The sequence below is a fragment of the Kushneria indalinina DSM 14324 genome, from assembly GCF_003385845.1.
GTDB lineage: Bacteria > Pseudomonadota > Gammaproteobacteria > Pseudomonadales > Halomonadaceae > Kushneria > Kushneria indalinina.
In genome coordinates this window covers 527,668-550,654 of the sequence record NZ_QRDJ01000008.1, presented here as the reverse complement: position 1 = coordinate 550,654, position 22,987 = coordinate 527,668, and the positions used below count along the sequence as shown (strand labels likewise).

Here is a 22,987-nt window from a genome sequence, read left to right as displayed (position 1 = left end):
CGTTTTTATCGATCGGTAATATAAAGGGCAGGACAGCGCATGCTGTCCTGCCCTTTTTGTGCGTGACACACAGACAATAAAAAACGGCCGCCAGCGCTGACAGTGACTGTCAGCGCCAGCGGCCGTTGTCCCATATCAGGCACAACCGCTCGGGTCAGGATCGGCTGCCGACCAGGGCGTCAACAAAGGCAGCGCCGAACGCGCCCCGGAGGGAGCTCCTTCGCGTTTTGAGATCAGGCGCGCGATCTGCTCGGGGGTCATGGGCCGAGAGAGAAAATAGCCCTGCGCCAGAGGGCACCCAAGGCTTTGCAACATTTCCAGCTGCTCCAGCGTTTCCACGCCCTCAGCCACGATATCCAGCTCAAGGGTTCTGCCCAGCCATAAAAGGCTCTGCATGATCGCCATGGAGCGCTGATGCAGCACCATGCGCAGCACAAAGGCGCGATCCACCTTGATGGCATCAATCTCGTACTGATCGATATAGCTCAGCGCCGAATAACCGGTACCGAAGTCATCCAGCACGATGCTCACGCCCAGCGCGCGAATGTCATGCAGTATCTGACCGATAACCTCGGGATGATAGCGAAACACCCCTTCGTTGATCTCGAGCTGCAGGAGATTCGCTGGCACACCACTGCTTTCCAGCGCCGAGATGAGATCACTCCTGAAACTGTGATGCTTGAGCTCCTGGGCCGACACATTGATGCTCAGTGTCAGATGCTCACTGGCCTGCGGATACGCTTGACGCCACACCGCCAGCTGGTGACAGGCCTCATGCATGACCCACTGGCCGATATCACGCAGGATGCCCAGCTCCTCGGCCATGTCGATAAAGACTTCCGGCGCCACGCTGCCCCGCTCGGGGTGCTGCCAGGTCAACAGCGCCTCGATGCCTCTGATCACACGCGAGTGCGGCTCATGAATGGGCTGATAGCACAGCGTAAACTCTTCGCGTGCCATGGCATGACGCAGGTCGTTTTGCAGCGCCAGCGTCTCTACCACGCTGTCACGCATGGAGGGCGTAAAGAAAACGTAGCGCCCGATGCCCTCCTCCTTGGCCACATACATGGCGGTATCGGCATCACGCAGCAGCTCTTCGGGCATGTGGTAATGCGCCTCCAGCAGCACGATACCGATGCTGCTGGAAGAGAAGATATTCTGACCCTGAATTCTAAAGGGCTTTTGCAGCGCCTGTGCAATGCGATGGGCCACCTCACCGGCGGCCTGTCCCGGAGAGATATCCTCGATCAGCACCACGAACTCGTCGCCACCCACCCGGGCCAGGGTATCGGTACTGCGCAGACAGGATTCAAGCCGTCGGGCCATGTCGGATAGCAGCTGGTCGCCGGCGCGATGGCCGAGACTGTCGTTGACGAGCTTGAAGCGATCCAGATCCATGAACAGCACGGCCGCTTCGGGGTGCAATGACGGGGCCATGGAGAGCAGCTCACGCAGTCGGCCCATGATCCAGGCGCGGTTATAAAGCTCGGTCAGGTTGTCATGGGTCGCCGCCCAGGAGAGCTCCCGCTCGATACGCTGACGCTCCAGCAGCCGTGCTTCCAGCGCCATGTTTTCTGCCTGCGCCTGACGGGCCTGCTGCTCGATCTCCTCGGCGCGCTTGCGCTCGCTGATATCGCGCTGCACCGAAATCCAGTGCGTAAACCAGCCGCGCTCGTTGGCTACCGGCACGATGCTGACCTCAACCCAGAACTCGGTGCCATCACGACGGGTGTTCAAAAGCTCGACTTCGATGGGCTGCCACTTTTCCAGTGACGCCCTCAAACGGTCCAGCACCTGTCGATCGGTGCGCCCGTTTTGCAGAATACGGGGGGTTTTACCCAATACCTCGGCCTCGCTGTAGCCGGTGGTACGGGTAAAGGCGGCGTTACAGTAGACAATGCGCGGTCCGGGCAGACCCACCGGCTCGGCTTCGGTAATCAGAATGGCATCATTGGCGTGAACCACGACCGACTCCAGCAGCCGAAGGCGCTCGCCACTGTCGGTATTGGCGATAGTGATCGGTTCACGCACCTGCTGACAATCGTGGTGATAGCCAATCTGAGCGGCGTGGGTACGCAGCACATAGCGCTGGGCTGTGCTCAACTCCCGGCGCGATCGAACATCGCAGACCACGAGAATGCCCAGAAATTCGTCGGCCCCCGATCGCACCAGGGTCAACGCCGCGAAGGCGGTGTTTTCCGGCCAGGGGAAGTCAGCCAGAAGCGCCTCGGCCCGAACATCCTCGAGGCATAGATGACCATCATTGCCGATCAAATCGCGGAGCATGGCGATCCTGTCGCGCGACATGGCCGGCATCAAGGCGCTGCCGTAATCCGCCATGACCTTACCGCAGACGCCGTACAGGATGCTGCACGCACAGTCAGTGGCATGCGCTGCACTGCGCAGCAACTGCTGTAACACGGGGGCACCCTTGCGGTCGTAGCGTACGGTCATGGTGGGTCAATTATCTCTTTTGAACCTTCTTCGTTGATAACGGCCTCGATGCGCTTTTCTGTAGTGTATTTCACCCCTCTTTACATGACACGCGCCCTGTCTCCTTCAGATCTGCCGGGAGTGGCCGATAACACGGCATCATCAGATAATCCCCAGAGTTTAAAAAAGGGTGCAGAGCGAACATGAAGCTGATCGATGACATGACCGTCAAAACGAGCTGGACACTGGTGATTGCCGTATTTCTGGCCCTGATCATGGGCGTCAGTGCGCTCGGGTTTTACGGCCTTCATTATAGTGAAGGTATTTTTTTACAGCTGATTTCCGATGATGGCAGTCAGGCCGGTCAGCTCCAGGCCCGTTTCGAAACGACCGCCTCGGTGCTGCGCACGGTCATGGTGATGGCCGTGGTGGCCGCCATCATTGTCAGCGCCGTGGTGATGTGGGGGGTCACGGTCAATGTCATTAACCCGCTCAGGCGACTGGTCACCCATTTTGAGCGCATGGCGAAGGGCGATCTATCGCAGAGCGCCGAACAGCGCGGTGACAACGAGATTGGTCGACTCTTCAATGCATTGTCAAAAACCCAGCAGAGCCTGTCGCATACGGTCAGCACCGTGCGCCAGGGCAGTCATCGCATCAATGACGACTCGCGCCTGATTGCCCGCGACAACATGGATCTTTCTGCCCGAACGGAACAGCAGGCCGCCTCGCTCGAGCAGACGGCAGCCAGCATGGAAGAGCTGACGGCAACGGTATCGCAAAATGCCGAGAACTCGCGTCAGGCCAGCCAGCTTGCCCAGGAGGCGTCACGCCAGGCACAGCGCGGCGGCGAGGTGATTGTTGAAGTACAACAGACCATGCAGGGCATCAGCCAGAGCTCACAGCAGATGGGCGATATCATTGCCCTGATCGACTCCATCGCCTTTCAGACCAATATCCTGGCGCTTAACGCTTCGGTTGAGGCGGCACGTGCCGGCGAACAGGGCAAGGGCTTTGCCGTGGTGGCCGGTGAGGTCCGCGCGCTTGCCGGACGCTCCGCCAGCGCTGCCGGCGACATTCGCGAGCTGATCGATAATTCGCTCAAGCGGGTGGACGACGGCTCGACCCTGGTCGAACAGGCCAGCAGCACGATGCAGGTCATTGTCGACTCCGTCCAGCGGGCCACCGAAATCATCGCCGAGATCGCCTCGGCCTCACAGGAGCAGAGCAGCGGCATCGGTCAGGTCAATCAGGCCATCTCGCAGATCGACCAGGTCACACAGCAAAATGCCGAGCTGGTACAAAATGCTGCGCGGGCTGCCGGCGAGCTGGAGCGCCAGGCCCATGCCCTGCGTGATTCGGTTGATCTGTTTATTCTGCCCGATGACTCCGCCCCGCAGACGACGCCGGAAGTCTCAACGGCCGATGCTCCGGCCCCGGTCAGCAGGGCACCACAGGCCACCAGAACCTCCGAGGCTGCCAGGGCTGCCCAGCCTGAAGCCCAAAAATCCAAACAGCCCGCCTCTTCCCCGGCAAAAACGCCTGCCCAAGCACCCGAGGCATCGAAAGGCAGCGCACGCGTTACCAGCGATGAAGAGGAGTGGGAAACCTTCTAGTCTGCCCCATTGGCGCAGAACCGGCATGAGCCGCCTGTACCCAAAAGGACCGCACAAGCGGTCCTTTTTGATGTTGCGACCTGCTCTATACGAGCACGGTCATGATCTGTCGACATTGGCCTCAAGAGCCAACAGCGCCTGCTCGATGGCCTCGACATGGTCATCGTCATGGCCCATGTCCCGTATCGAATCGGCCAGCATCAGCAGGTAATCGCGATTGGGTCCGCTGGGGCCGGCCGCCGTCGAAATCTGTTGGGCAATCTCCAGCGCCGAGGCCTCGCCCAGCCAGGCTTCGTTGCCTTCGGTCGCCATATAGACGAGCGCCTCATCCTGGGAACCGTCATCAAAATAAAGATCGGTCATTACGCGCAGGTAACCGTTCTTTTCCCGGACATCGAGGCCGGCAAGCACATCGGGTGCGATCAGATAGGCCATGCCGTGACAGACGGCGCCCTCCTGTGGCACGAGCGTTGCTACCCGGCCCGGCGATTCAAGCGTGCCGCGATGGTCGTGCGAACCCTGCCAGAAACGGCGCGTCCAGCCCTTGATGCTGGCAGGCCGACACGCCTTGAAGGCAAAGCCGGTCTTGTAGATCAGGGAGCCGTAACCAAACAGCCAGAGAGGTTGATCGGACTCGCTGGGGCGAGTCCTGGAGATCGGGGTGTCGGACATGGAACACATCACGGTATTGGCAGTGAACAGTATGAGATGGGAAACGGCGTGTGCCCCGCAGTCAGCCGGTGCTCTCCGCCTCATCCTCGTCGTTGTCTGCCACCAGCGCATCGGCGCGCGCCAGAAGCTGCTCTACCTCCGGGCTACCCGGCGTGTCAGTGCCATCGTCGGGTGGCAGAAGGGTATCAACATCATCAATGGTACACAGCATGTCATCAACGACCACAAAGGGGACACTGCCGCGCCTTTGTACCTGGCGCACCAGTTTCATGGAGGCCGGCGCACATTTCAGCAAGGGGCTTGCCTGCCATGCGTGGGGAACGCTGGCCATGGCCTCGCTCTCACTGCAGCCGGCGGCCACGATATGCTCTCCTTCAAGCACAACGACGCCTGCAACAACTGCGCCTGTCGTAGAAAGGTCGTCCATGGATTCTTTTCCTCAAGTGCCCGATAAGAATGGCTATTCTAAACGGCCGCAACCAAATCATCACCTTTCAATCATGTTTTAAGGCACCTTTGCGACTGCCCCGCTACTCTGACGGGCTCCATTCGCCTCCCACCGTCCATTCGTCGGTCTCGCCAGGCCTCACCATGTGTTTTTCAGCTTCAGCAAGCTTTACCGGCAGCGCCGTGATTGCCGGCGTGGGTATCGCCACCCTGTTTCAGGTGCGCCATCAAGGCGCATGGTTCCTTGCGGCCATTCCGATGCTTTTTGCGCTACATCAGCTGCTGGAAGGCATTGTCTGGCTGGGTATCGACGGCAGGCTCGAATCGCCCTGGCCGCAGCTGGCCGGCCAGCTCTATGTCTTCTATGCCCAGGGATTGCTGCCCCTGGTCATGCCGGTGGCGGTATGGCGCTTCCTGCCCGCCGGTGAGCGGCGACGCGTTCTGCCCTTTGTGCTGACGGGTCTGGCCCTGTCGCTGTATAACCTCTGGTTTCTCACAACCCTGCCAACCGACATCGGTCAGTGCGGACACAGCATCACCTATCACAACCCGCGCACCCGCGAGATGCTTGTGGCCCTCCTTTACATTATTGCCACCTGCGGCGCCCTTGTGGCCTCGCGCCGGCGCTGGCTGGTCATCATGGGCCTTGCCAATCTGGCAGGGCTGAGCGTGGTCGCCCTGTTTCGGATGTGGGCCTTCACCTCGGTGTGGTGTTTTTATGCCGCCCTGATCAGCGTCATGGTGTACTGGCACTTTCGCCGCGCCCGGATGGCACAAGGCGTTGAAGAATACAAACAGGGCCATCACATCCATCAGGGGTAACGGCCCGTAATGTTCTAGACTCAGGGCAACGGATGTTCATCATCCCCTGATAACGATGGAGTGTACTCATGGACGAGGAAAAGAAGGGTCCCAGCGATCACCGTCCGGCACGCGACGGCCGTGATGTTACTGCCGCTACGCCGGAAACGGATGCCTGGACCGATGATCTGGAAGATATCAATGATGGCACGGGTTCCACGGAGGACGCCGCTGTCCTGCCCGATGAAAACGATGAATATGCCGATCTGGTAGAAACCGGCGCACTGGATGAAGACGAACGCCTCATTGACAAAAAGGAAGCCGAGCTTGAAAACGAGCTTGAAGTGACCGAAGCCGATGAGGAAGGGATCGAGGCCAACATCAAGGCGCTCGATTTCGAAGAGTCCGAGGGCGGCGATCACGTCGACCCGCAGCGCACTCGCCCGGATATGGAAAGCCGTGACCCGGATGATCTCTAGGCGCTGACATTGCCGGATTGAAATCGCCGGCGCAGAAAATACAAAAGGGGCCGATCATGATCGGCCCCTTTTCATGGACGGTTGTCGTGACCGCTCAGGCGTCCTTTAGCGGGTTTTCCCCCTTGCTCCAGCGCCATTCGGTAATGTCCGGCATGTCCTCGAAATGCTCGCGAATCCAGGCGTGGTGCTGCTCCAGCAATCCTTCAAGCTTATCGATGATACCCACGGCATTTTTGAGATGCCCCGGCGCATAGCGCAGGGCATCAAGCGCCAGATGGATACGGCTCATGCGATTGAGCACCACCATGTCGAAGGGCGTGGTGGTCGTCCCCTCCTCCTGATAGCCGCGCACATGGAAACGCTCGCTGCTGGAGCGGCCGTGCAGCAGCTGATGCACCACCCCCGGATAGCCGTGAAAGGCAAACAGCACGGGCTTGCCGACCGTAAAGAGCTCCACGAAACGCTGCTGACTCATGCCATGGGAATGGGCCTCGCGCGGTGGCAGGCTCATCAGGTCCACCACATTGACCATCCGCACGCTGAGTTCGGGCATGTAGTGTCGCAGCAGATCAACGGCGGCCAGGGTCTCCTGGGTGGCAATGTCGCCGGCACAGGCCATGACAATGTCGGGATCCTCCTGGTCGTCGCGCTCGTTGCAGGCCCAGTGCCAGGTACTGGCGCCCTGGGCGCAGTGCTCGCGCGCCTCCTCGACGCTCAGATACTGCAGCTGTGGATGCTTGTCGATGACAATCGCATTGAGGTAGTCGGTACTGCGAAAGCAGTGATCGGCCACCGAGAGCAGGCAGTTGGCATCCGGCGGCATATAGATGCGCACCACTTCCGGCTGCTTGTTCAAAAGATTGTCGATAAAGCCCGGCCCCTGATGGCTGAAACCGTTGTGATCGTTGCGCCAGCAGGTTGAGGTCAGCAGATAGTTCATGGAGGGAATCGGCTCGCGCCAGGAGACTTCGCGCGCATGCTCGAGCCATTTGGCGTGCTGCATGGCCATCGAATCCACGATGGTGGCAAACGCCTCATAGCTGGCAAAAAGTCCGTGTCGTCCGGTCAACACGTAGCCTTCCAGCCAGCCGTGGCAGTTGTGCTCGCTGAGCACTTCCATGACCCGGCCATCGGGGGAGATGTCTTCATCCTCCTCGTTGACCGGACTCATCATGCAGCGATCTGATACCTCAAAGACCGCGCCAAGCTTGTTGGAGTTGGTCTCATCGGGGCAGAAAAGGCGAAAGCTGTGCGGATTATCCTGATAGATATCGCGCATGAACTGCCCGAGCCGCTCGGTGGAGCTGGTCATCTCGCGTCCGCGATTGCTGTCATCGACGGAGACACCGTAATCGCTCCAGTCGCGCAGCGTCAGGGGCTGGCGCAGCCGCCCGCCGTTGGCATGCGGGTTGGACCCCATGCGCCGTTCGCCTTCTGGCGCCTGATCGGTGATGTCAGACCGCGGGCGCCCCTGGTCGTCGAACAGCTCCTCGGGCCGATAGCTCTTGAACCACTCCTCCAGCAGCTTCAGATGCTCGGGGTTGTCCCTGAGCCCGCCCAGCGGCACCTGATGAGAGTGGTAGCTGCCGGCAATCGGGACACCATCGACCCGATCCGGGCCGGTCCAGCCCTTGGGCGTACGCATGACGATCACGGGCCACTCGGGCATCTCCTGACTGCCCTGTTCACGCGCCTGACGCTGGATCTCGCGGATATCTTCCAGCGCCTTTGACAGCGTGTCATGCATGTCACGATGCACCTGCATCGGATCGTCGCCTTCGACAAAACGCGGCGAGTAGCCGTGCCCCTTGAAATAGTGCGTCAGGGTCTCGTCACTCTGTCGCGCCATGACCGAGGCACTGGCAATCTTGTAGCCATTGAGGTGAAAGATCGGCAGCACGGCGCCGTCGCGCTTCGGGTTGAGAAAACGGATGCCTTTCCACGAGCCTTCCAGCGGGCCGGTTTCCGCTTCCCCGTCGCCTACCACGGCGGCAGCGATCAGATCGGGGTTATCAAATACCGCCCCAAAGGCGTGGGTCAGCACGTAACCCAGCTCGCCGCCTTCGTGAATGGAGCCCGGCGTGGGAACGCTGACGTGGCTTGGGATGCCCCCGGGAGTTGAAAATCGACGAAACAGTGCCCGCATGCCGGCTTCATCCCGGCTCACTTGCGGAAAGTGTTCGCTGTAACTGCCTTCAAGCCAGACGTTGGCCAGCACGGCCGGGCCACCATGCCCGGGGCCGGCCAGATAGATCATGTTGAGATCGCGCGTTTTGATCTGATGATTCAGGTGGGTATAGATCAGATTGAGCCCGGGCGAGGTGCCCCAGTGCCCCAGCAGGCGCGGCTTGATGTGCTCGATCCTGAGCGGTTCGCGCATCAGGGGATTGTCCTTGAGATAGATCTGCCCGACGGCGAGATAGTTGGCGGCGCGCCACCAGGCATCCAGATGTTCCAGCGTCTGTGTGTCCACGGTGCTTTCCTCTGTCTTCGCCTGCGTGGTGGCTGACATGATCTCCTCCCTGAAATAAATGTCTGGCGTTCAAGCGGCTGAGTGGCTGAGCGGCCTATGCGTCCTGATCGGCGTGTCTGCGCAGAAGGCTGACGGTATGGCGCGCCAGCATGCCCTCTTCATCGGTGGGAATCACCCTGACGGTAATGGCACTGTCCTCTGTCGAGATGATATCGGGGTCCTCCGCCCCGTTGGCGTCATGATCCAGCGCAACCGGGAAAAGTGCCTTGAGTCTGTCCACGATCATTTGGCGAATGGGCGCGGCGTGTTCACCGATGCCGCCGGTAAACACAAGACCATCAAAGCCGCCCACGGCCACGGCCATGCGCCCGATCTCCTGGGCGGTGCGATAGACAAAAAAATCGATGGCACGCCGCGCTTGCGGCGAGTCGTCATCCAGCAGGGTCTGCATATTGCTGCTGATGCCCGAGATGCCCTTGAGCCCGGACTCCTTGTAGAGCATGTCCTGCAGGGCGTCGTTATCGAGCCCGTGTTGCTGCTGAAGATAAAGCACGGTGCCCGGGTCCAGCGCGCCACAGCGGGTGCCCATGGGCAGGCCGTCCAGGGCCGTAAAGCTCATGGTGGTCTCCATGCTCCGGCAGTCCGTCATGGCACACAGGCTGGCGCCGTTGCCCAGATGGGCCACGATGACATGCCCCTTCGCCAGCGCCGGATCCAGCTCGGGCAGACGATGGGCAATATATTCATAGGAGAGGCCGTGAAAGCCATAGCGCTGAAGCCCCTTTTCAAACCATGACCACGGCAGCCCGGTCATCATGGAGAGTTCGGGGCGCTGATGGTGAAAGGCGGTGTCAAAACAGGCCACCTGCAACACCTCGGGGGCGTAGCGCGAGACAGCATCGATCCCGGTCAGATTGTGCGGCTGATGCAGAGGGGCCAGCGGGATCAGTTCATCAAGACGCTGGCGAACCTGCTCGTCGATGACCACCGGGGCGCTGAAATCGCGCCCGCCGTGCAGAACGCGATGGCCGACCGCCATCGGCTGGACATCCTCCAGAGCGCGGGTCATCCGCTCGCGCAGCACCTGATAGGCAGCGCCGTGATCCTTCACCTGCTGTTGTGACAGGGGTTCATCGGCAATGTCACTGCCATCGGCCATGGCGGCCTGTAAATGGGGCTCATCGGCACCAATCTCTTCAATGGCACCATGCGCCGCCAGGCGCAGTGCATCGCCATCTTCCAGAAAGTACACCGAAAGCTTGAGACTGGAAGAGCCTGCATTGACCACGATAATGACTGGCGCTGCCTCTTGTGCCATAGCGTTTTGCCCTGTCTGGATGCGGTAATTCTCGACCCTGTCAAAAAGCGGCCTTCAAGGGGCCTCATAAAGGATTAGTGCACACAGGCAACGGGGTCAAAGCCGTGAGCGCGAGAACCGCGCGGACGCTAACACACATTAAAAAAGGCGATGCACATCTGTGCACCGCCTGAATATTTCCCGAGCACCATAAGGGTTATGACGGCGGCTGCAACACGCCCTCAATATCGCGTTGGTCACGGCTGCTGCTCATCCGCGCAAAGCGATGCAGCGTGATATCCAGACGCTTGATCATGCCCTCGACCAGCTCGATCTGCTCTTCTTCCATTTCGCCGGCTCCGCGCAGTTGCTTTAAAAGCGCCTGACTGGCATCGGTAAAGCGTTCATCAAAATCGCCCCAGGCACAGGCCTGATAGGCGTGGGCCAGCGCCGTTTGCCACTGTTTCAGGGCGGCCCGGGTCGGTGGGGTATCGTCCAGGCTGGTGACCCGACGGTAGTTGGCCAGAATCACATGACCCAGATTCAGACCGGTCATGCCCAGATCCAGAAGATAGCGGTCCTCTTCCGGCAGCTGGCTGTCAAAGTTGGCCAGGCGCTGCACACGTTCCACCATGCGGCCATTGAACCAGTCCGCGGCCCTCTCCCGCGAGTTGTTGCAGGAACGCTCCCACAGCTGATCCATATCATCGGTAATGGCCCGAATGACGCGTCGGCGCAGCACCAGCGCATTGGGCGAGGGTACGATCCGGAAGACGGTATAGAGGATGGTCAGGCCCAGTGCGATGGCCAGCGTGCGGTCCATGAAGCTGCTGATATCAAAGGCCATGCTGTTACTGGGCATGGTCAAAATGGTGTAGATGATACAAAAGCCCAGCCCGTGGGCCAGTACCGGAAGGTTGTTGAGCGCCATCAGCCCCAGAAACAGCGGCGCCCCGAAGATCATGACCAGCATGAGGTATTCATGCGGGGCCTGGGCCAGCAGGATATTACCGAACACAAAGGCGGCAATGGCCCCGACAGCCCCACCCTTCATGACATTTTTCAGCATGGTCGTGGGCGAGGGAAAGGAGGCAAACATGGTGCCGAAGATAACGGGCATCACCATCATCAAAACGCCGGAGCCCCACTGGGTCGAGACATAGATGATCGCGCCAATGGCAAACAGCAGGCTGGAGCGGATACCGATGGTCAGGGCCGGCATGTAGTCACGATGGCGCGACAGTCGCGGCGCCTTGAGCTGAGTATTCTCGGCATCATTGATGGCGTGGTGCGCCTCGACCATGACGCTGGCATAGCCCAGCAGCATCATCAGCCCCTGCGCCATGCGCCGCGCCAGCGGTGTGCCATGGCGCTGTAGTTCGGCCTTCTGAATGCGCCGTCGAAGGCTGTTGATCTCCCGCTTGCGCTCACTGTAGGTCTGCCGCGATCGGACTCGCTCCATGGTATCGCGAATGTCCTTGAGCGCTTCCTCGAACGCCTCACTGGCCAATGCCGGGCGTTCGCGCACCAGACGCCCATAAGTCTGCATTTCCGCCATCATGGACAGCGCCCGCTGGGACAAAAGATAGGCCGCCCGGGCACGCCCGGGCCCATGTGGGCCTTCATAAATCACGGCGCTGCTGTCATTGTTGAGCGTCAACGCCTGCCCCAGCGCGGACATGATCTGCTGGCGCGCGTCGTGCATCGAAACGCTGGTATCAAGATGCATGACAAGCGCCTGAAAGGTCTGGTCGATCACCGTATTGGCGTGGTTATAGATGATATTTCTGACCCGATCGGGCCAGAGCAGCATGCTGATCAGCGTGGCACAGGCAGCACCCAGCACGATCTCGCTGACGCGCGCCACGGCAATATCAAACACGCCCTGGCTCGAGTTGTCGTTGACGATGGTCAATACCACGACAAGGATGGCCGTGGCGGCCCCCATCGCAAAACCATAGGTCAGATTGAAGTTACGGGTCAGGGCCGATGATGTGGCGCAGATAAAGATCCAGACCATCAACAGCATCAGCGCCATGGCCGGCATCTGCATGCTCAACGCCATGATCAGAATGCCGACCCCGCCACCGATCACGGTGCCGCCGATCTGGCAGAAGCCCTTTTCGATTACCAGTCCGCTTTGAGGGCGGATCTGTAGAAATACGGCCGAGATCACCGCCCAATAGGGTCGATCCAGCTGCATCTCCATGGCCAGATAAAGCGACAGGGTCATGGCGACCAGACCCTTGGTCGCAAACTTGAGCGTGTTGATATCCGGCGTTAGATAGACACGCGCCCAGGGGCCAAGAGCCATGGTCAGGGATCCTGCCGCTCGACGTCACCGGTGGCTGCCGGCGGAATGTCGGGATCACGGGCCTGCTCGCCGGCATTGCCCATGCCCTGCGGGCGCACGCCGTCTATGCCTTCGTCCTTTCGGTGCTGATCATCGATGCGCACGCTGGCGGTCATGCCCGAACTCAGATACACCCCGTCGGGGATGTGATCGATGGCGATGTCCACGGGGATACGCTGAGACAGGCGCACCCAGGTAAAGGTCTGCTGGACCTGAGGCAGAAGTTGCCCGTCGGGCGTGGTATTGGTATTGGCAATCCCGCGGCCGATGCTGACCACATGCCCCTGCATCTGCTGGTCGCCGCCCATCAGCCAGATGCTGGCCTCATCATGGATATCGATCGAGGGGATCTTGGTCTCCTCGAAATAGGCCGTAATGTAGAAGGAGCCGTCGCGCACGATCGACATCTGGGCGTTGCCCTGGCTGACATAGTTGCCCCGGCGCAGCTGCAGGTTGATCACCGAGCCATCCACCGGTGCTTTCACCACACTGCGATCCAGGTCGATTCGCGCGCTGTCGAGCTGCGCCTGGGCAAGATCGCGCTGGGCCCTGGCGATCTGCGCATTGAGTTTTGCGGTCTGGCGATCCTCGCTGCTGATGGCGTTGCTGCCCAGGTTGCGGCGGCGCTCATACTCATTCTCGCTGAGCTGGTATGAGTACTCGCGATTGGCAAGCGTCGCCTCGGCCTGCCGCACGGCGGCCTCATAGCGCTCGTGATTGACGGTAAAGAGTATGTCCCCGGCCTTGACCTGCTGGTTGTCATGGGCATCAAGATCCATGACCCAGCCCGAGACATCGGGGGCGATGGTGACGATATCGGCACGAACGCGGGCATCACGCGTCCAGGGCGTATACATGTAGTACTGCCACAGCCAGACACCCAGTGCGATGGCAATGGCGGCCAGCACCAGCGTAATGAAGACTCTAATAATCGTGCGCATTCAGGTTTCGCTTCTACAACACATGACTTGAAAGGTAGGTCACCACGGCCAGCACAATCACGAACAGACTTACATCGAACCACGCCTCCTGCCATACCCAGCGTGTCAGACCTGCCTTGTGCATCATGGTTCGCAGCAACGCCGAAATCACCAGGGACACCAGCGCAAACAGCAGCATCGGACTGATGAAGACACCGCCAATGGTAAGTTCACGCAGCAACACGCCCTTCTCCTGTCTCTACTTCGTCAAACGCATCAGTCATGAAGACGTACTCATGATGGCGGGCTCATCGAAAATGAAGTGCCTGAAGCATAGTGCAGCGCCGCTGACTCAGCGCTTTTGGCACCCCGGGCAATGGTCGCTGCATTGTACGCGCCATGCCATGGGAAGGCATCGCAGAATAAGGGCGCTTTCTTGACTTGTGACCTGATGAACCCTGTTGTGAGACACACCGAGAATAGCGGCCACAAAAAACCGACCCCATGGGGTCGGTTTCCTGTGTGTCATGAAAGTCACGAAGACTTCAGGACAGGCGCTTAGAAGCTGTAGGCGATACCGGTGCCGATACCATCGCCCTGATCGTTTTCACGATCGAACTTGCCACCTTCCAGCCAGACATACATCTGGCTGCTCAGGTTATAGGTCGCGCCCAGGATGAATTCGTTATAGTTCTCTTTGCTCTGGTTGCCATCTTCGCTACGTGAGCGCCACAGCGGTGCTTCAACGCTACGTACGCCGTTTTCTTCAGCGCGAACGTACTGATAGGCACCATACAGATCACCGTTACCATAGCTGTAACGAGCGCCGATACCGTAACGGTCAACATTAGCATCGCTGGCCCAGCGCGCAGACATCCGCTCGGCCTTGGCAGCGATGCGCAGATCATCGCTCATCTGCCAGGTGGCGTTCAGGCCGTACAGTTCACCGTAATCTTTCTGGTCGCCGGCACTGTTGATGTACTGGAAGTTTTTCAGGTTGTCGTAGACGGCCGCGAAGGTCCAGTCAGCCACCATGTAACGCAGGCCACCGAACAGTGACGCGCTGCTGTCATCATCGATAACGTAGGAATTTTCGCCGGTCGGAGCGTCATAATTAAAGCGACCGAGAGCATCATCATTGTCACCGCTGTACTGGGTACCAACGGCAAACTGCAGCCCGCTCAGAATCGGCGACGTATAGGTAATCTTGTTACCTTCATATTCTGTCCCACCCACATCATTTTGTGCACGAGTCAGATCAAAGTATTCATTGTTGGACACCGGATCATCGACCCAGTCATCGATCAGTGCATCCCAGGAACCAACACGAACATCACCAAAGTCACCGGTCAGACCCAGATAAGCCTGGTCACCCTTGGACAGACCGGAAGCATCAGAATTAGAGCCGCCGTCAGCGTAATACCCTTTCTGCTGATCGGAGCTAAACTCGAACTCAGCCCGGAAATAGCCGGTCAGATCAGGGCTAATGATGTGCTCACCGCGGAACCCAATGGTTGAACCGTTATCAAAGAGATCGTCGGTTGCACTGGTAGCCGTACTCGTAGAGTCGGCATCGCTATTGTCATAGTTTTTCTGACTACGCAGACCCAGCTGAACGTTACCGTAAACGTCCAGTTTGGAGCCGTCCTGATTGTAAACCGTGGCCGCCTGGGCACCAGCCGCCATCGTGCCGAGCGCACCGGCAATCGCAGTCGCTAAGAGCGTCTTTTTCATCGTGATTGTTCCTTAACTGGCTAACTGTTCGATTGTCTGCCGTGGCAGATGCCCGACGCCGGTGGCGTTCGAGCTTTTATTGTTTGTTGCTCGCCGGGCTACCTTATAACGGCGTTTTAACTAACGCAACAAGAAAAAAACAGCGTTTTCGATCTTTTTACTATTGGACTAGAAAGCCGCTGTCAGGCCGTTATTCTGGTACAAAAACGTTACTTTTATGTGACAGAGCTTTTATCGGAATCAAAAAAAAGAGCGCCCTTAAAGGGCGCTCTTTTGGGTAAAAACAAAAGGCATCAAAGCGTTACATCATACAAATATTCCCTGGCAAAACACGTGCCATTTCGTTTGCAGCATAACGATTAATTCTCGAACTTCCTTGCCTTTTATCGCTGATGTCGGTGCGCAAGCTCGGACATCTTCTGTGCCAATCTGCGCTTTTGCTTTTCTGCCTCTCGCTCCTGCTGGCGATCCTGCAGGCGCTTGAGCTGTTCCTGGGCGTGCCTGGCATCCTCTTCTTCGACTCTGCCGGCTTCCTGCCCTTCCAGATCAATACGCGCAGCATTGACCCGCACCGACTTGAGATAGCGCGGCAGATTGACATAGCCCGCCAGCGCACGACGAATCAGCTTTTCGCTATAGGGCTCACGCGCCGCCAGCGCCTCGTGGATACCGATGGCCAGCGGACGCGTATGCCGCTCGAAAAAGGTTTTGGGATAGCGACGATACCACTGTTTGAGAAGCGCCTGAGGAGAGATGTCCTCCTGGGCAGGGTCAATCGGTGCTGCTTCAACAACTTCGGACATGTTCTGCTCTGTAGGCGTGGAAGACTCATCTGGTGTCGGCGGCAAGGCGTCGGGTTCTGCCGGCACCTCGGAGACGGGCAACCGGGAGGCGTCGTTGTTATCAGTGGATTCCATATTGCCGGCCTCTGCGCCGTCGAAAGCCATGGAAACGCTCTCTGAAGGGATATCCGCTGGCGCAGGCTGCACGGGCGAGCGCTCACCCTCGGCACCCGACATCTGTTGAATGCGCGTCAGGCGCGCCGTCAGCTGCCGATTGGTGGCTTCAAGCTCCCGAATGCGGGTTCTTGCACTTTCCAGACGTGCTGTCAGATCGCTCGCCTGCTTCTCCAGCGCTCTGAACACTTCATCAAAACGGTCGCTCACGCCCATCTCCCAAGGCTTTTCCTGATGGCGCCTGCCGCGACACCATCGAACTATAAATTATTTTATGGGGCCTGCTGCCATCCCCTGGCAAGGAAAACACTCAACTTTCTGCCGTGCCTTCTCTTTCATAACGTACAAAGTCGTAGCCGGGATGCCCCTCGGCGGGAGAACCTGCCACCCGCTCCATCTCCTGCCAGCCCTCTTCCAGCGCGGGGAAGAAGGTATCCCCTTTAACCTCGACATCGATTTCTGTCAGATAAAGCCGGGAAGCGCAAGACAGCGTCTGTCGGTAAATCTCGCCGCCCCCGATGACCATGATCTCCTCCACGCCTTCGATCATGGCCTGGTCGTCTGCCAGTGCAAGGGCGCTTTCCAGATCATGGCATACCCGCACGCCGGGGTGCTCAAAGCTTTCGTCACGAGTCACCACGATATTGAGCCGGTTGGGCAGTGCCTTGCCAATGGAGGCAAAGGTAGCGCGTCCCATGATCAGGGGCTTGTGCAATGTGACTGCCTTGAAGAACTTCAGATCTTCCGGCAGATGCCAAGGCAGTTTGCCCTCCACGCCGATGACACGATTGCGTGACATGGCCGCGATCATGGCAACGGGGACCAGTGTTTCCTGCATTGTATCGCTCTCCGGTCGCATTACACGGCCACGCTGGCACGAATATGCGGGTGAGGGTCATAGTCGTCGATGGCGATGTCTTCAAAGCGGAAGGCGAAAATATCCATCACCTCAGGATTGAGCCTGAGCGTCGGTCTTTGCCTCGGTGTACGCGTTAACTGAAGACGCGCCTGCTCCAGATGATTGCTGTAGAGATGCGCATCGCCCAGCGTATGGATGAATTCTCCCGGGGCCAGACCACAGACCTGCGCCACCATATGGGTCAACAGCGCATAGCTTGCAATGTTGAAGGGCACGCCCAGAAAGATATCGCCACTGCGCTGATAGAGCTGGCAGGAGAGCTTCCCGTCAGCGACAAAAAACTGAAAAAGGGCATGACAGGGCGGCAACGCCATCTCATCGACCAGTGCCGGGTTCCAGGCCGAGACGATCAGGCGCCGGGAATCCGGGTTGGTCCTGATCTGCTCGATGACCCGGCTGATCTGATCGACCTGGCCGCCACCCGGTGCCGGCCAGCTGCGCCACTGATACCCGTAGACAGGGCCCAGCTCGCCCTCTTCGTCTGCCCAGGAATCCCAGATGGACACGCCGTGGTCCTTGAGATAACCAATATTGGTATCGCCGCTCAAGAACCAGAGAAGCTCGTGAATGATCGAGCGCAGATGCAGCTTTTTGGTGGTCAGCAGCGGAAAGCCCTGTGAGAGATCAAAACGCATTTGATGGCCAAAGATGGCGCGCGTCCCCACGCCCGTACGATCATGTTTTTCCACGCCATGATCGAGCACCTGCTGCATGAGTTCGAGATAGGGCTGCATGTACTTGAACCGTTTATACCTGTGAAGAAGAACGCGCGTCGTCAACGTTTTGGCGACGCGACCAGACCACCAGCACCGCCCCTAAAAGCAGCATGGGAATGCACAGAAGCTGCCCCATGGTCAGCCAGTCAAAGGCGATAAAGCCAAGCTGCGGGTCCGGACGACGAAAGAATTCGATGAAAAAGCGAAAGGCGCCGTAGCAGATCAGAAACAGCCCCGAGACCAGGCCACGCCGACGCGGCTTGAGCGAGACCGTCCAGAGAATGACAAAGAGCACCACGCCCTCAAGGGCAAACTCATAAAGCTCGGAAGGGTGGCGCGTTTCGGGACCATAGAGGGGATACACCATGCCCCAGGCCACATCCGTCACGCGTCCGGGCAGTTCCTGATTGATGAAGTTGCCCAGCCGACCGGCCCCGAGCCCGATGGGCACCATGGGCGCGATAAAGTCGGTAAGCTGAAAAAAGGTCAACCGGTGGCGCCGCGCATAGAGCAGTGAGGCGATAAGCACGCCGATCAGGCCACCGTGAAAGCTCATGCCGCCTTCCCAGACCTTGAAAATCCACAGCGGGTTGGCCAGCACCTGCTCCCAGCCGTAAAAAAGCGCGTAGCCGATACGCCCACCCAGCACGACGCCAAGCGCGCCATAAAAGATGATGTCGCCGACCTGATCCTTCGTCAGCCCAAGGCGGTCAGCGCGCACGCGGGACAGCCACCAGGCGCCGACAAACCCCACAACATACATCAGGCCATACCAGTGGATGGCCAGCGGCCCAAGCGAGACCGCTACCGGATCAAACTGCGGATGATGAAACATGCAACCTTCCCTGCAGAAGAGCCCTATCAGACCCGATCACATCTCCCCTTGCCGGGCGATGCCAATGACAGCGGCGAGTCTAGCATGAAGCCATCGGACCTCGCGCCTTTGCAGCAGTGCTCGTGTGCTTTCGCGCGTCGCGTTAAGGTAGCCCATGATCACGGAACAAGGCCGCCATGAGACTGCGCACGACCATACTGCTGACCATTATCTGCCCCCTGCTGTTAACCCTGGTGGGTTTCAGCGCCGTGGCGCTCTGGGTGCTGGAAGACAACATGCAGCAGCGTCAGCAGGAAGAGGTCCGCCTCATTGCCCATGGCATACGCTTGCCCCTGACACAGGCACTGGCTCATCAGGATGCCCAGGCCCTGCAGGAAGGGTTGAGCACCACCTTTTCCCTCTCGCGGCTCTATGGCGCCTTTATCCTGTCGCCGTCAGGCCAGCAGATGGCCGGCGTCGGCCTGGCCGGGGGGCTGCAGGACGACGCGCTGTTGCAAAAGGCGATCAGCACGGCCCGGGAGGCCGGAGGCTACTCGCAACAGGGCGGGCAGAACTTTTATACCTATCTGCTGCCGATGACGGATGCACAGGGTGCGGTGCTGGGCGTTTTACAGATCAACCGGCTGGCCACCGGCATCGAGCGCTACATGAGTCTGATGACCACCGTGGCACTGCTGCTGGCCGCACTGGTCGGGGTGCTCGTGGTACTGATGGTGTGGTGGGGCTTTCGGCGCTATGTGGACCGCCCGGTCAACCGGCTCTATCGCAGCATGAAGGCCGTACAGGGCGGCAATCGCCTGCACCGCATGACGCCCGGTGGCGCCCGGGAATTTCGCGAACTCGGCGAGGCCTTCAATGCCATGCTCGATGCCGTGGCCCACAAGGAACAGGAGGTTCGCGAGCAGCAACAGCAGCAGCTCGCACTGGAGCGCAGCCTGAAAAAATCCCGACGGCTGGCCGAAATTGGCGTACTGGCGGCAGGCGTTGCCCACGAACTCGGCTCGCCGCTGACGGTTATTGATGGACAGGTACAGCGTTTGCAGCGCCGCGATGACCTGCCCGATGATGCCCGCCAGCGCCTGACAAGAATTCGTCACGAAACCCGGCGCATGGAGGATACCGTCCGCCAGCTGCTGGATATGGGCCGGCGTCATACGCTGCATCCAGGACAGCACTCGCTGGGGCACATGATCATCGAAGCGGAGCGTCTGGCACGCGACGCGCTGCATTTTGAACCAACGCATCCCCGGCTGGTGACCCACCTGCCGATACAGGACGTGATCACCGTGGATCGACAGCGCTTTCAGCAGCTGCTCGACAATCTGGTCAAGAATGCCTTCCAGGCCGGCAGCCAGCAGGTCACCCTTTCAGCGGATTACTCGGCGAAAGGTGTGACCCTGCGCATCGAGGACGACGGGCCCGGCATCAATGCTGACCACCGCGGTCAGATCTTTGACCCCTTCTACACCACCCGAGGCGCCGGCAAGGGTAGCGGGCTGGGACTGACCATTGTCCACCGTGTGGTCGAGGACCACGGCGGGCATATCACGCTGGAAGAGAGCGCCCTCGGCGGCGCCGCCTTTGTGATCACCCTGCCCCCCGAGACGCTGCTGCCTCCTGAAGCCACCGCGAACGCCGATACAACGCCTGACAGCGAGGGAGAGACATTCCCGGGAAACGGAGAAGAGGCCATGCCACGGAATCCCGACCATGACTGATCGTATTCTGATCATTGAAGACGACGCGGCCATTCTTGAGCTTTTAACCGAAGAGCTCGAGGAAGCCGGCCATATCGTCACCGGCGTCGACAGCGCCGAGCAGGCACTGGCCCTGTATGACAGTGCCATTGACGTCATCATCAGCGATATTCGCCTGCCTGGCATGGATGGCATGACGCTGCTGGAATCGCTAAGGCAGCAGCCCGACCGCCCGGCCATCATCATCATTACGGCCTTTGGCAGCATCGAACAGGCCGTGGATGCCCTGCAGCGCGGCGCGGACGACTTCCTGACCAAGCCGCTGGACCTTGATCAGGTGCGCGCCAGCGTTGAGCGTCTGACCCAACGGCGCGTGCTCAGGACGCGTCAGCAGGCAGGTGGAACGCGCGAGACCTTTCATCTGGACGCCCTTTCAAGCGGCACCCCGGCCATGGCACAGCTTTTTGATCAGGCGCGACGACTTGCCACGCAGCAGGCCGCCGTGCTGATTCAGGGAGAGAGCGGCACCGGCAAGGAGCTTCTGGCACACGCCCTGCATCGGGAAGGCCCCCGCCGGGAAGGCCCCTTTATTGCCGTCAACTGTGCCAGCATTGCCCCTGACGTGCTGGAAAGCGAGTGTTTCGGTCACGTAAAAGGCGCCTTTACGGGCGCCATTTCAAACCGTCGCGGCCTGTTCCAGCAGGCCCATGGCGGCACACTCTTTCTCGATGAGATCGGCGACATGCCGCTCGCCCTGCAGGCCAAGCTGCTGCGCGTGCTGCAGACACACCGCATCAGGCCCGTGGGCAGTGAAGAGGAACAGCAGGTGGACATTCGCATCGTGGCGGCGACCAACCGCCCTCTTGGCGAGCTCATTGAGGCAGGCCTTTTTCGCGAGGACCTGTTTTATCGGCTGGAAACCTTCAGCCTGACCCTGCCCCCTCTGCGCGACCGCCCCGCCGACATTGCCCTGCTGGCGGCGCATTTCATCGAGCGTTACAGCCGGGAACAGGGACGCAGTAACATGACCCTGTCCCCTTCAGCGCTGTCACTGCTGTGGGCCTACTCCTTTCCCGGCAATGTCAGGGAGCTGGACAACGCCATGCTGCGGGCCGTCACGCTTGCCCGGACTGACGTACTGGAACCCGATGACTTTCCCGAGCGCTTTCGATGTGCGGCCACCGCCAGCGACACGCTTGATGCCCGGACACAGGAGTGGCTCAGCCTTGAGCAGATGGAGCAGCGCTATATTCAGCGTGTGCTGGATGCCGTTGACGGCAACAAGCGTCGCGCCGCCGATATTCTGGGTATCGGCCGCAAGACGCTTTATCGCCGCCTCGAGGAGCGGAACTCGCCCTGAGCAATCACTCCAACCAGGCCGCGTCCCCCCGGTACTAGCTGGAGGCCAGCGCATACCCTTTTTGACGCCGCGCATCCCGGCGCGCGCGGCGTTCGGACAGCACAGTGGGGTCGCCCAGACACAGCAACCGTGACCAGGCGTTTTGACGTATCAGCAGATACAACAGGACCGGCAGCCCCATCATCAACAGCCAGCGCGGGGCCAGTGCTTCTACCATGCCATGATGATCGAGCGTGACCTGGATACTCATGTGCAAAAACATGATCACCATGGAGGCGTCACCCACCAGACCCACTGCTTTAGAGACAACCGGCACCCGCGCCAGCTGGCGAGAAAGCGCCATCATGACAAGCGTTATGGCAAACGCAGCCAGAAGACTCAATACCGGCATGCCGTAGTCGGCATACTTCATGTCCATCTTGAAGCCCGGGTATTTCTGCACCATCCACATGGAGAACAGCCCGACCAGGATCGCCGGCAGCAGCACACGCGGCTTTTCGATCTCGAGTTGATAGTGCGCCACCAGATAGCCCAGATAAAAACAGGGCGCGGCCATCAGGACCACGTTGAGATTGCCAATCAACCAGAGCTCTCTGAAAAACCACTGGTTCACCGCGGCAAGCCCGAGCATCATCACCATGATGCCCCCCGTAGTACGCACTGACAGGCGTGTCAGCAGCACATTGACCAGCTGCTGTGTGGCCCAGAAGCAGGTGACGAACCAGAAGGCTGCCAGCCCCGAGATCAGGGCGCGCCCCCCCAGCGTCATATCAAGCAATGCACCGGAGAGACTCTGGTCATCGCCCAGCGCCTGATGAAGTGTCGGCGCGTACAAAAGGGCCATGAAAAACCCATACGGCACCAGCAGGTGCAGGCTTTTACGCCCGAGGTAGGCCTTGAGATCGGCATTGGGTCTGAAGAGATAGCCGGCAATAATGAAAAAAAGCGGCATGTGAAACAAAAAGAGGAAGTTCCGCCAGAACCCGGACGTCATGTGGGCATAGACCACCATCATGATGCCGAGCCCTTTGAGAATGTTGATCCATTCGAGTTTTTTAGCCATGGGCAGCCACTATTGCGTTGACGTCATTGCCCCCGACAGGAGCAACGTTCATGCCAACATGGCGCATTACGGCGATAAAACCCCAGCCTTCTGTTTTTTAACGAATTTTCCGCAAGGCAATGGTGAAGATGTCGCTGAAAAAACTTGCGGCCCATGTGTCATGACGACACATGGGCCGTCATGACACACGTTCCGAAGCGTCAAGGCGACTCACCT

The 22,987-nt window shown here is 59.4% G+C and carries 19 protein-coding genes; 5 read left to right on the top strand and 14 right to left on the bottom strand.

Annotated elements, in window-relative coordinates; all coding sequences use genetic code 11:
- Nucleotides 1-135: 135 nt before the first annotated feature.
- Complete coding sequence (locus C8D72_RS13470) at nt 136-2,454, bottom strand: putative bifunctional diguanylate cyclase/phosphodiesterase (RefSeq protein ID WP_115854935.1); 2,319 nt, start codon at nt 2,452-2,454, stop codon at nt 136-138.
- 182 nt (nt 2,455-2,636) lie between these two features.
- Here C8D72_RS13470 and C8D72_RS13465 point away from each other — a divergent pair, with 182 nt between their 5' ends.
- Entirely contained in the window at nt 2,637-4,049 is a 1,413-nt protein-coding gene (locus C8D72_RS13465) for a methyl-accepting chemotaxis protein (RefSeq protein ID WP_115854934.1), read from the top strand.
- Between the two features lie 99 nt (nt 4,050-4,148).
- On the opposite strand, the gene C8D72_RS13460 is transcribed toward C8D72_RS13465, so the two are convergent.
- Both C8D72_RS13460 and C8D72_RS13455 read right to left on the bottom strand, forming a co-directional pair.
- Nucleotides 4,149-4,721 (bottom strand): gamma-glutamylcyclotransferase, encoded by a 573-nt coding sequence (locus tag C8D72_RS13460; RefSeq protein ID WP_115854933.1) that lies wholly within the window; start codon nt 4,719-4,721, stop codon nt 4,149-4,151.
- 61 nt (nt 4,722-4,782) lie between these two features.
- Complete coding sequence (locus C8D72_RS13455) at nt 4,783-5,148, bottom strand: hypothetical protein (protein ID WP_147301538.1); 366 nt, start codon at nt 5,146-5,148, stop codon at nt 4,783-4,785.
- A gap of 164 nt (nt 5,149-5,312) precedes the next feature.
- On the opposite strand from C8D72_RS13455, the gene C8D72_RS13450 reads away from it, so the two are divergent.
- Both C8D72_RS13450 and C8D72_RS13445 read left to right on the top strand, forming a co-directional pair.
- Entirely contained in the window at nt 5,313-5,990 is a 678-nt protein-coding gene (locus C8D72_RS13450) for a DUF6629 family protein (protein ID WP_115854931.1), read from the top strand.
- A 68-nt stretch (nt 5,991-6,058) separates the two neighbouring features.
- A complete protein-coding gene (locus C8D72_RS13445; protein ID WP_115854930.1) occupies nt 6,059-6,448 on the top strand; it encodes a hypothetical protein in 390 nt (129 codons plus the stop codon).
- A 94-nt stretch (nt 6,449-6,542) separates the two neighbouring features.
- Here the strand turns inward: C8D72_RS13445 and C8D72_RS13440 are convergent, their stop codons facing one another.
- The 10 genes from C8D72_RS13440 to lgt form a co-directional block, all read right to left on the bottom strand.
- Nucleotides 6,543-8,960 carry a phosphoketolase family protein gene (locus C8D72_RS13440; RefSeq protein ID WP_115854929.1) on the bottom strand — a complete coding sequence of 806 codons (2,418 nt, stop codon included), beginning with the start codon at nt 8,958-8,960 and terminating at the stop codon, nt 6,543-6,545.
- Nucleotides 8,961-9,015: 55 nt separating this feature from the next.
- Nucleotides 9,016-10,239 carry an acetate/propionate family kinase gene (locus C8D72_RS13435; protein WP_115854928.1) on the bottom strand — a complete coding sequence of 408 codons (1,224 nt, stop codon included), beginning with the start codon at nt 10,237-10,239 and terminating at the stop codon, nt 9,016-9,018.
- A gap of 196 nt (nt 10,240-10,435) precedes the next feature.
- A complete protein-coding gene (locus C8D72_RS13430) occupies nt 10,436-12,532 on the bottom strand; it encodes an FUSC family protein (RefSeq protein ID WP_115854927.1) in 2,097 nt (698 codons plus the stop codon).
- A gap of 2 nt (nt 12,533-12,534) precedes the next feature.
- Nucleotides 12,535-13,512 carry an efflux RND transporter periplasmic adaptor subunit gene (locus tag C8D72_RS13425; RefSeq protein ID WP_115854926.1) on the bottom strand — a complete coding sequence of 326 codons (978 nt, stop codon included), beginning with the start codon at nt 13,510-13,512 and terminating at the stop codon, nt 12,535-12,537.
- 13 nt (nt 13,513-13,525) lie between these two features.
- Nucleotides 13,526-13,735 carry a DUF1656 domain-containing protein gene (locus C8D72_RS13420; RefSeq protein ID WP_115854925.1) on the bottom strand — a complete coding sequence of 70 codons (210 nt, stop codon included), beginning with the start codon at nt 13,733-13,735 and terminating at the stop codon, nt 13,526-13,528.
- A gap of 314 nt (nt 13,736-14,049) precedes the next feature.
- The gene (locus tag C8D72_RS13415) at nt 14,050-15,225 is read right to left on the bottom strand and encodes a porin (RefSeq protein WP_115854924.1); all 1,176 of its coding nucleotides are present in this window, start codon (nt 15,223-15,225) and stop codon (nt 14,050-14,052) included.
- Nucleotides 15,226-15,608: 383 nt separating this feature from the next.
- A complete protein-coding gene (locus C8D72_RS13410; protein ID WP_245955261.1) occupies nt 15,609-16,391 on the bottom strand; it encodes a ProQ/FINO family protein in 783 nt (260 codons plus the stop codon).
- Nucleotides 16,392-16,491: 100 nt separating this feature from the next.
- Nucleotides 16,492-17,019 carry a dihydrofolate reductase gene (locus C8D72_RS13405; protein WP_245955260.1) on the bottom strand — a complete coding sequence of 176 codons (528 nt, stop codon included), beginning with the start codon at nt 17,017-17,019 and terminating at the stop codon, nt 16,492-16,494.
- A 20-nt stretch (nt 17,020-17,039) separates the two neighbouring features.
- Nucleotides 17,040-17,834 (bottom strand): thymidylate synthase, encoded by a 795-nt coding sequence (locus tag C8D72_RS13400; RefSeq protein ID WP_115854922.1) that lies wholly within the window; start codon nt 17,832-17,834, stop codon nt 17,040-17,042.
- A gap of 13 nt (nt 17,835-17,847) precedes the next feature.
- The gene (gene lgt, locus C8D72_RS13395; RefSeq protein ID WP_115854921.1) at nt 17,848-18,651 is read right to left on the bottom strand and encodes a prolipoprotein diacylglyceryl transferase; all 804 of its coding nucleotides are present in this window, start codon (nt 18,649-18,651) and stop codon (nt 17,848-17,850) included.
- A 176-nt stretch (nt 18,652-18,827) separates the two neighbouring features.
- Between lgt and C8D72_RS13390 the strand changes: the two genes are divergently transcribed.
- Both C8D72_RS13390 and C8D72_RS13385 read left to right on the top strand, forming a co-directional pair.
- Complete coding sequence (locus C8D72_RS13390; RefSeq protein ID WP_115854920.1) at nt 18,828-20,369, top strand: sensor histidine kinase; 1,542 nt, start codon at nt 18,828-18,830, stop codon at nt 20,367-20,369.
- On the top strand, nt 20,362-21,708 hold the full coding sequence (locus tag C8D72_RS13385) for a sigma-54-dependent transcriptional regulator (RefSeq protein ID WP_115854919.1): 1,347 nt from the start codon (nt 20,362-20,364) through the stop codon (nt 21,706-21,708). Before C8D72_RS13390 ends, C8D72_RS13385 begins: the two co-directional genes overlap by 8 nt.
- A gap of 34 nt (nt 21,709-21,742) precedes the next feature.
- Here C8D72_RS13385 and C8D72_RS13380 read toward each other — a convergent pair whose 3' ends face one another.
- Nucleotides 21,743-22,771 carry an acyltransferase family protein gene (locus tag C8D72_RS13380; protein ID WP_115854918.1) on the bottom strand — a complete coding sequence of 343 codons (1,029 nt, stop codon included), beginning with the start codon at nt 22,769-22,771 and terminating at the stop codon, nt 21,743-21,745.
- Between the last annotated feature and the right edge of the window lie 216 nt (nt 22,772-22,987).

Bases quoted from the DNA above. Each gene is read 5' to 3' on its own strand.
- C8D72_RS13440 (WP_115854929.1), bottom strand. From the start codon at position 8,960: ATGTCAGCCACCACGCAGGCGAAGACAGAGGAAAGCACCGTGGACACA.
- C8D72_RS13400 (WP_115854922.1), bottom strand. From the start codon at position 17,834: ATGCAGCCCTATCTCGAACTCATGCAGCAGGTGCTCGATCATGGCGTG.
- C8D72_RS13425 (WP_115854926.1), bottom strand. From the start codon at position 13,512: ATGCGCACGATTATTAGAGTCTTCATTACGCTGGTGCTGGCCGCCATT.
- C8D72_RS13460 (WP_115854933.1), bottom strand. From the start codon at position 4,721: ATGTCCGACACCCCGATCTCCAGGACTCGCCCCAGCGAGTCCGATCAA.
- C8D72_RS13445 (WP_115854930.1), top strand. From the start codon at position 6,059: ATGGACGAGGAAAAGAAGGGTCCCAGCGATCACCGTCCGGCACGCGAC.
- C8D72_RS13415 (WP_115854924.1), bottom strand. From the start codon at position 15,225: ATGAAAAAGACGCTCTTAGCGACTGCGATTGCCGGTGCGCTCGGCACG.
- C8D72_RS13435 (WP_115854928.1), bottom strand. From the start codon at position 10,239: ATGGCACAAGAGGCAGCGCCAGTCATTATCGTGGTCAATGCAGGCTCT.
- C8D72_RS13385 (WP_115854919.1), top strand. From the start codon at position 20,362: ATGACTGATCGTATTCTGATCATTGAAGACGACGCGGCCATTCTTGAG.
- C8D72_RS13470 (WP_115854935.1), bottom strand. From the start codon at position 2,454: ATGACCGTACGCTACGACCGCAAGGGTGCCCCCGTGTTACAGCAGTTG.
- C8D72_RS13450 (WP_115854931.1), top strand. From the start codon at position 5,313: ATGTGTTTTTCAGCTTCAGCAAGCTTTACCGGCAGCGCCGTGATTGCC.
- C8D72_RS13430 (WP_115854927.1), bottom strand. From the start codon at position 12,532: ATGGCTCTTGGCCCCTGGGCGCGTGTCTATCTAACGCCGGATATCAAC.
- C8D72_RS13465 (WP_115854934.1), top strand. From the start codon at position 2,637: ATGAAGCTGATCGATGACATGACCGTCAAAACGAGCTGGACACTGGTG.
- C8D72_RS13390 (WP_115854920.1), top strand. From the start codon at position 18,828: ATGAGACTGCGCACGACCATACTGCTGACCATTATCTGCCCCCTGCTG.
- C8D72_RS13380 (WP_115854918.1), bottom strand. From the start codon at position 22,771: ATGGCTAAAAAACTCGAATGGATCAACATTCTCAAAGGGCTCGGCATC.
- C8D72_RS13405 (WP_245955260.1), bottom strand. From the start codon at position 17,019: ATGCAGGAAACACTGGTCCCCGTTGCCATGATCGCGGCCATGTCACGC.
- C8D72_RS13455 (WP_147301538.1), bottom strand. From the start codon at position 5,148: ATGGACGACCTTTCTACGACAGGCGCAGTTGTTGCAGGCGTCGTTGTG.
- lgt (WP_115854921.1), bottom strand. From the start codon at position 18,651: ATGTTTCATCATCCGCAGTTTGATCCGGTAGCGGTCTCGCTTGGGCCG.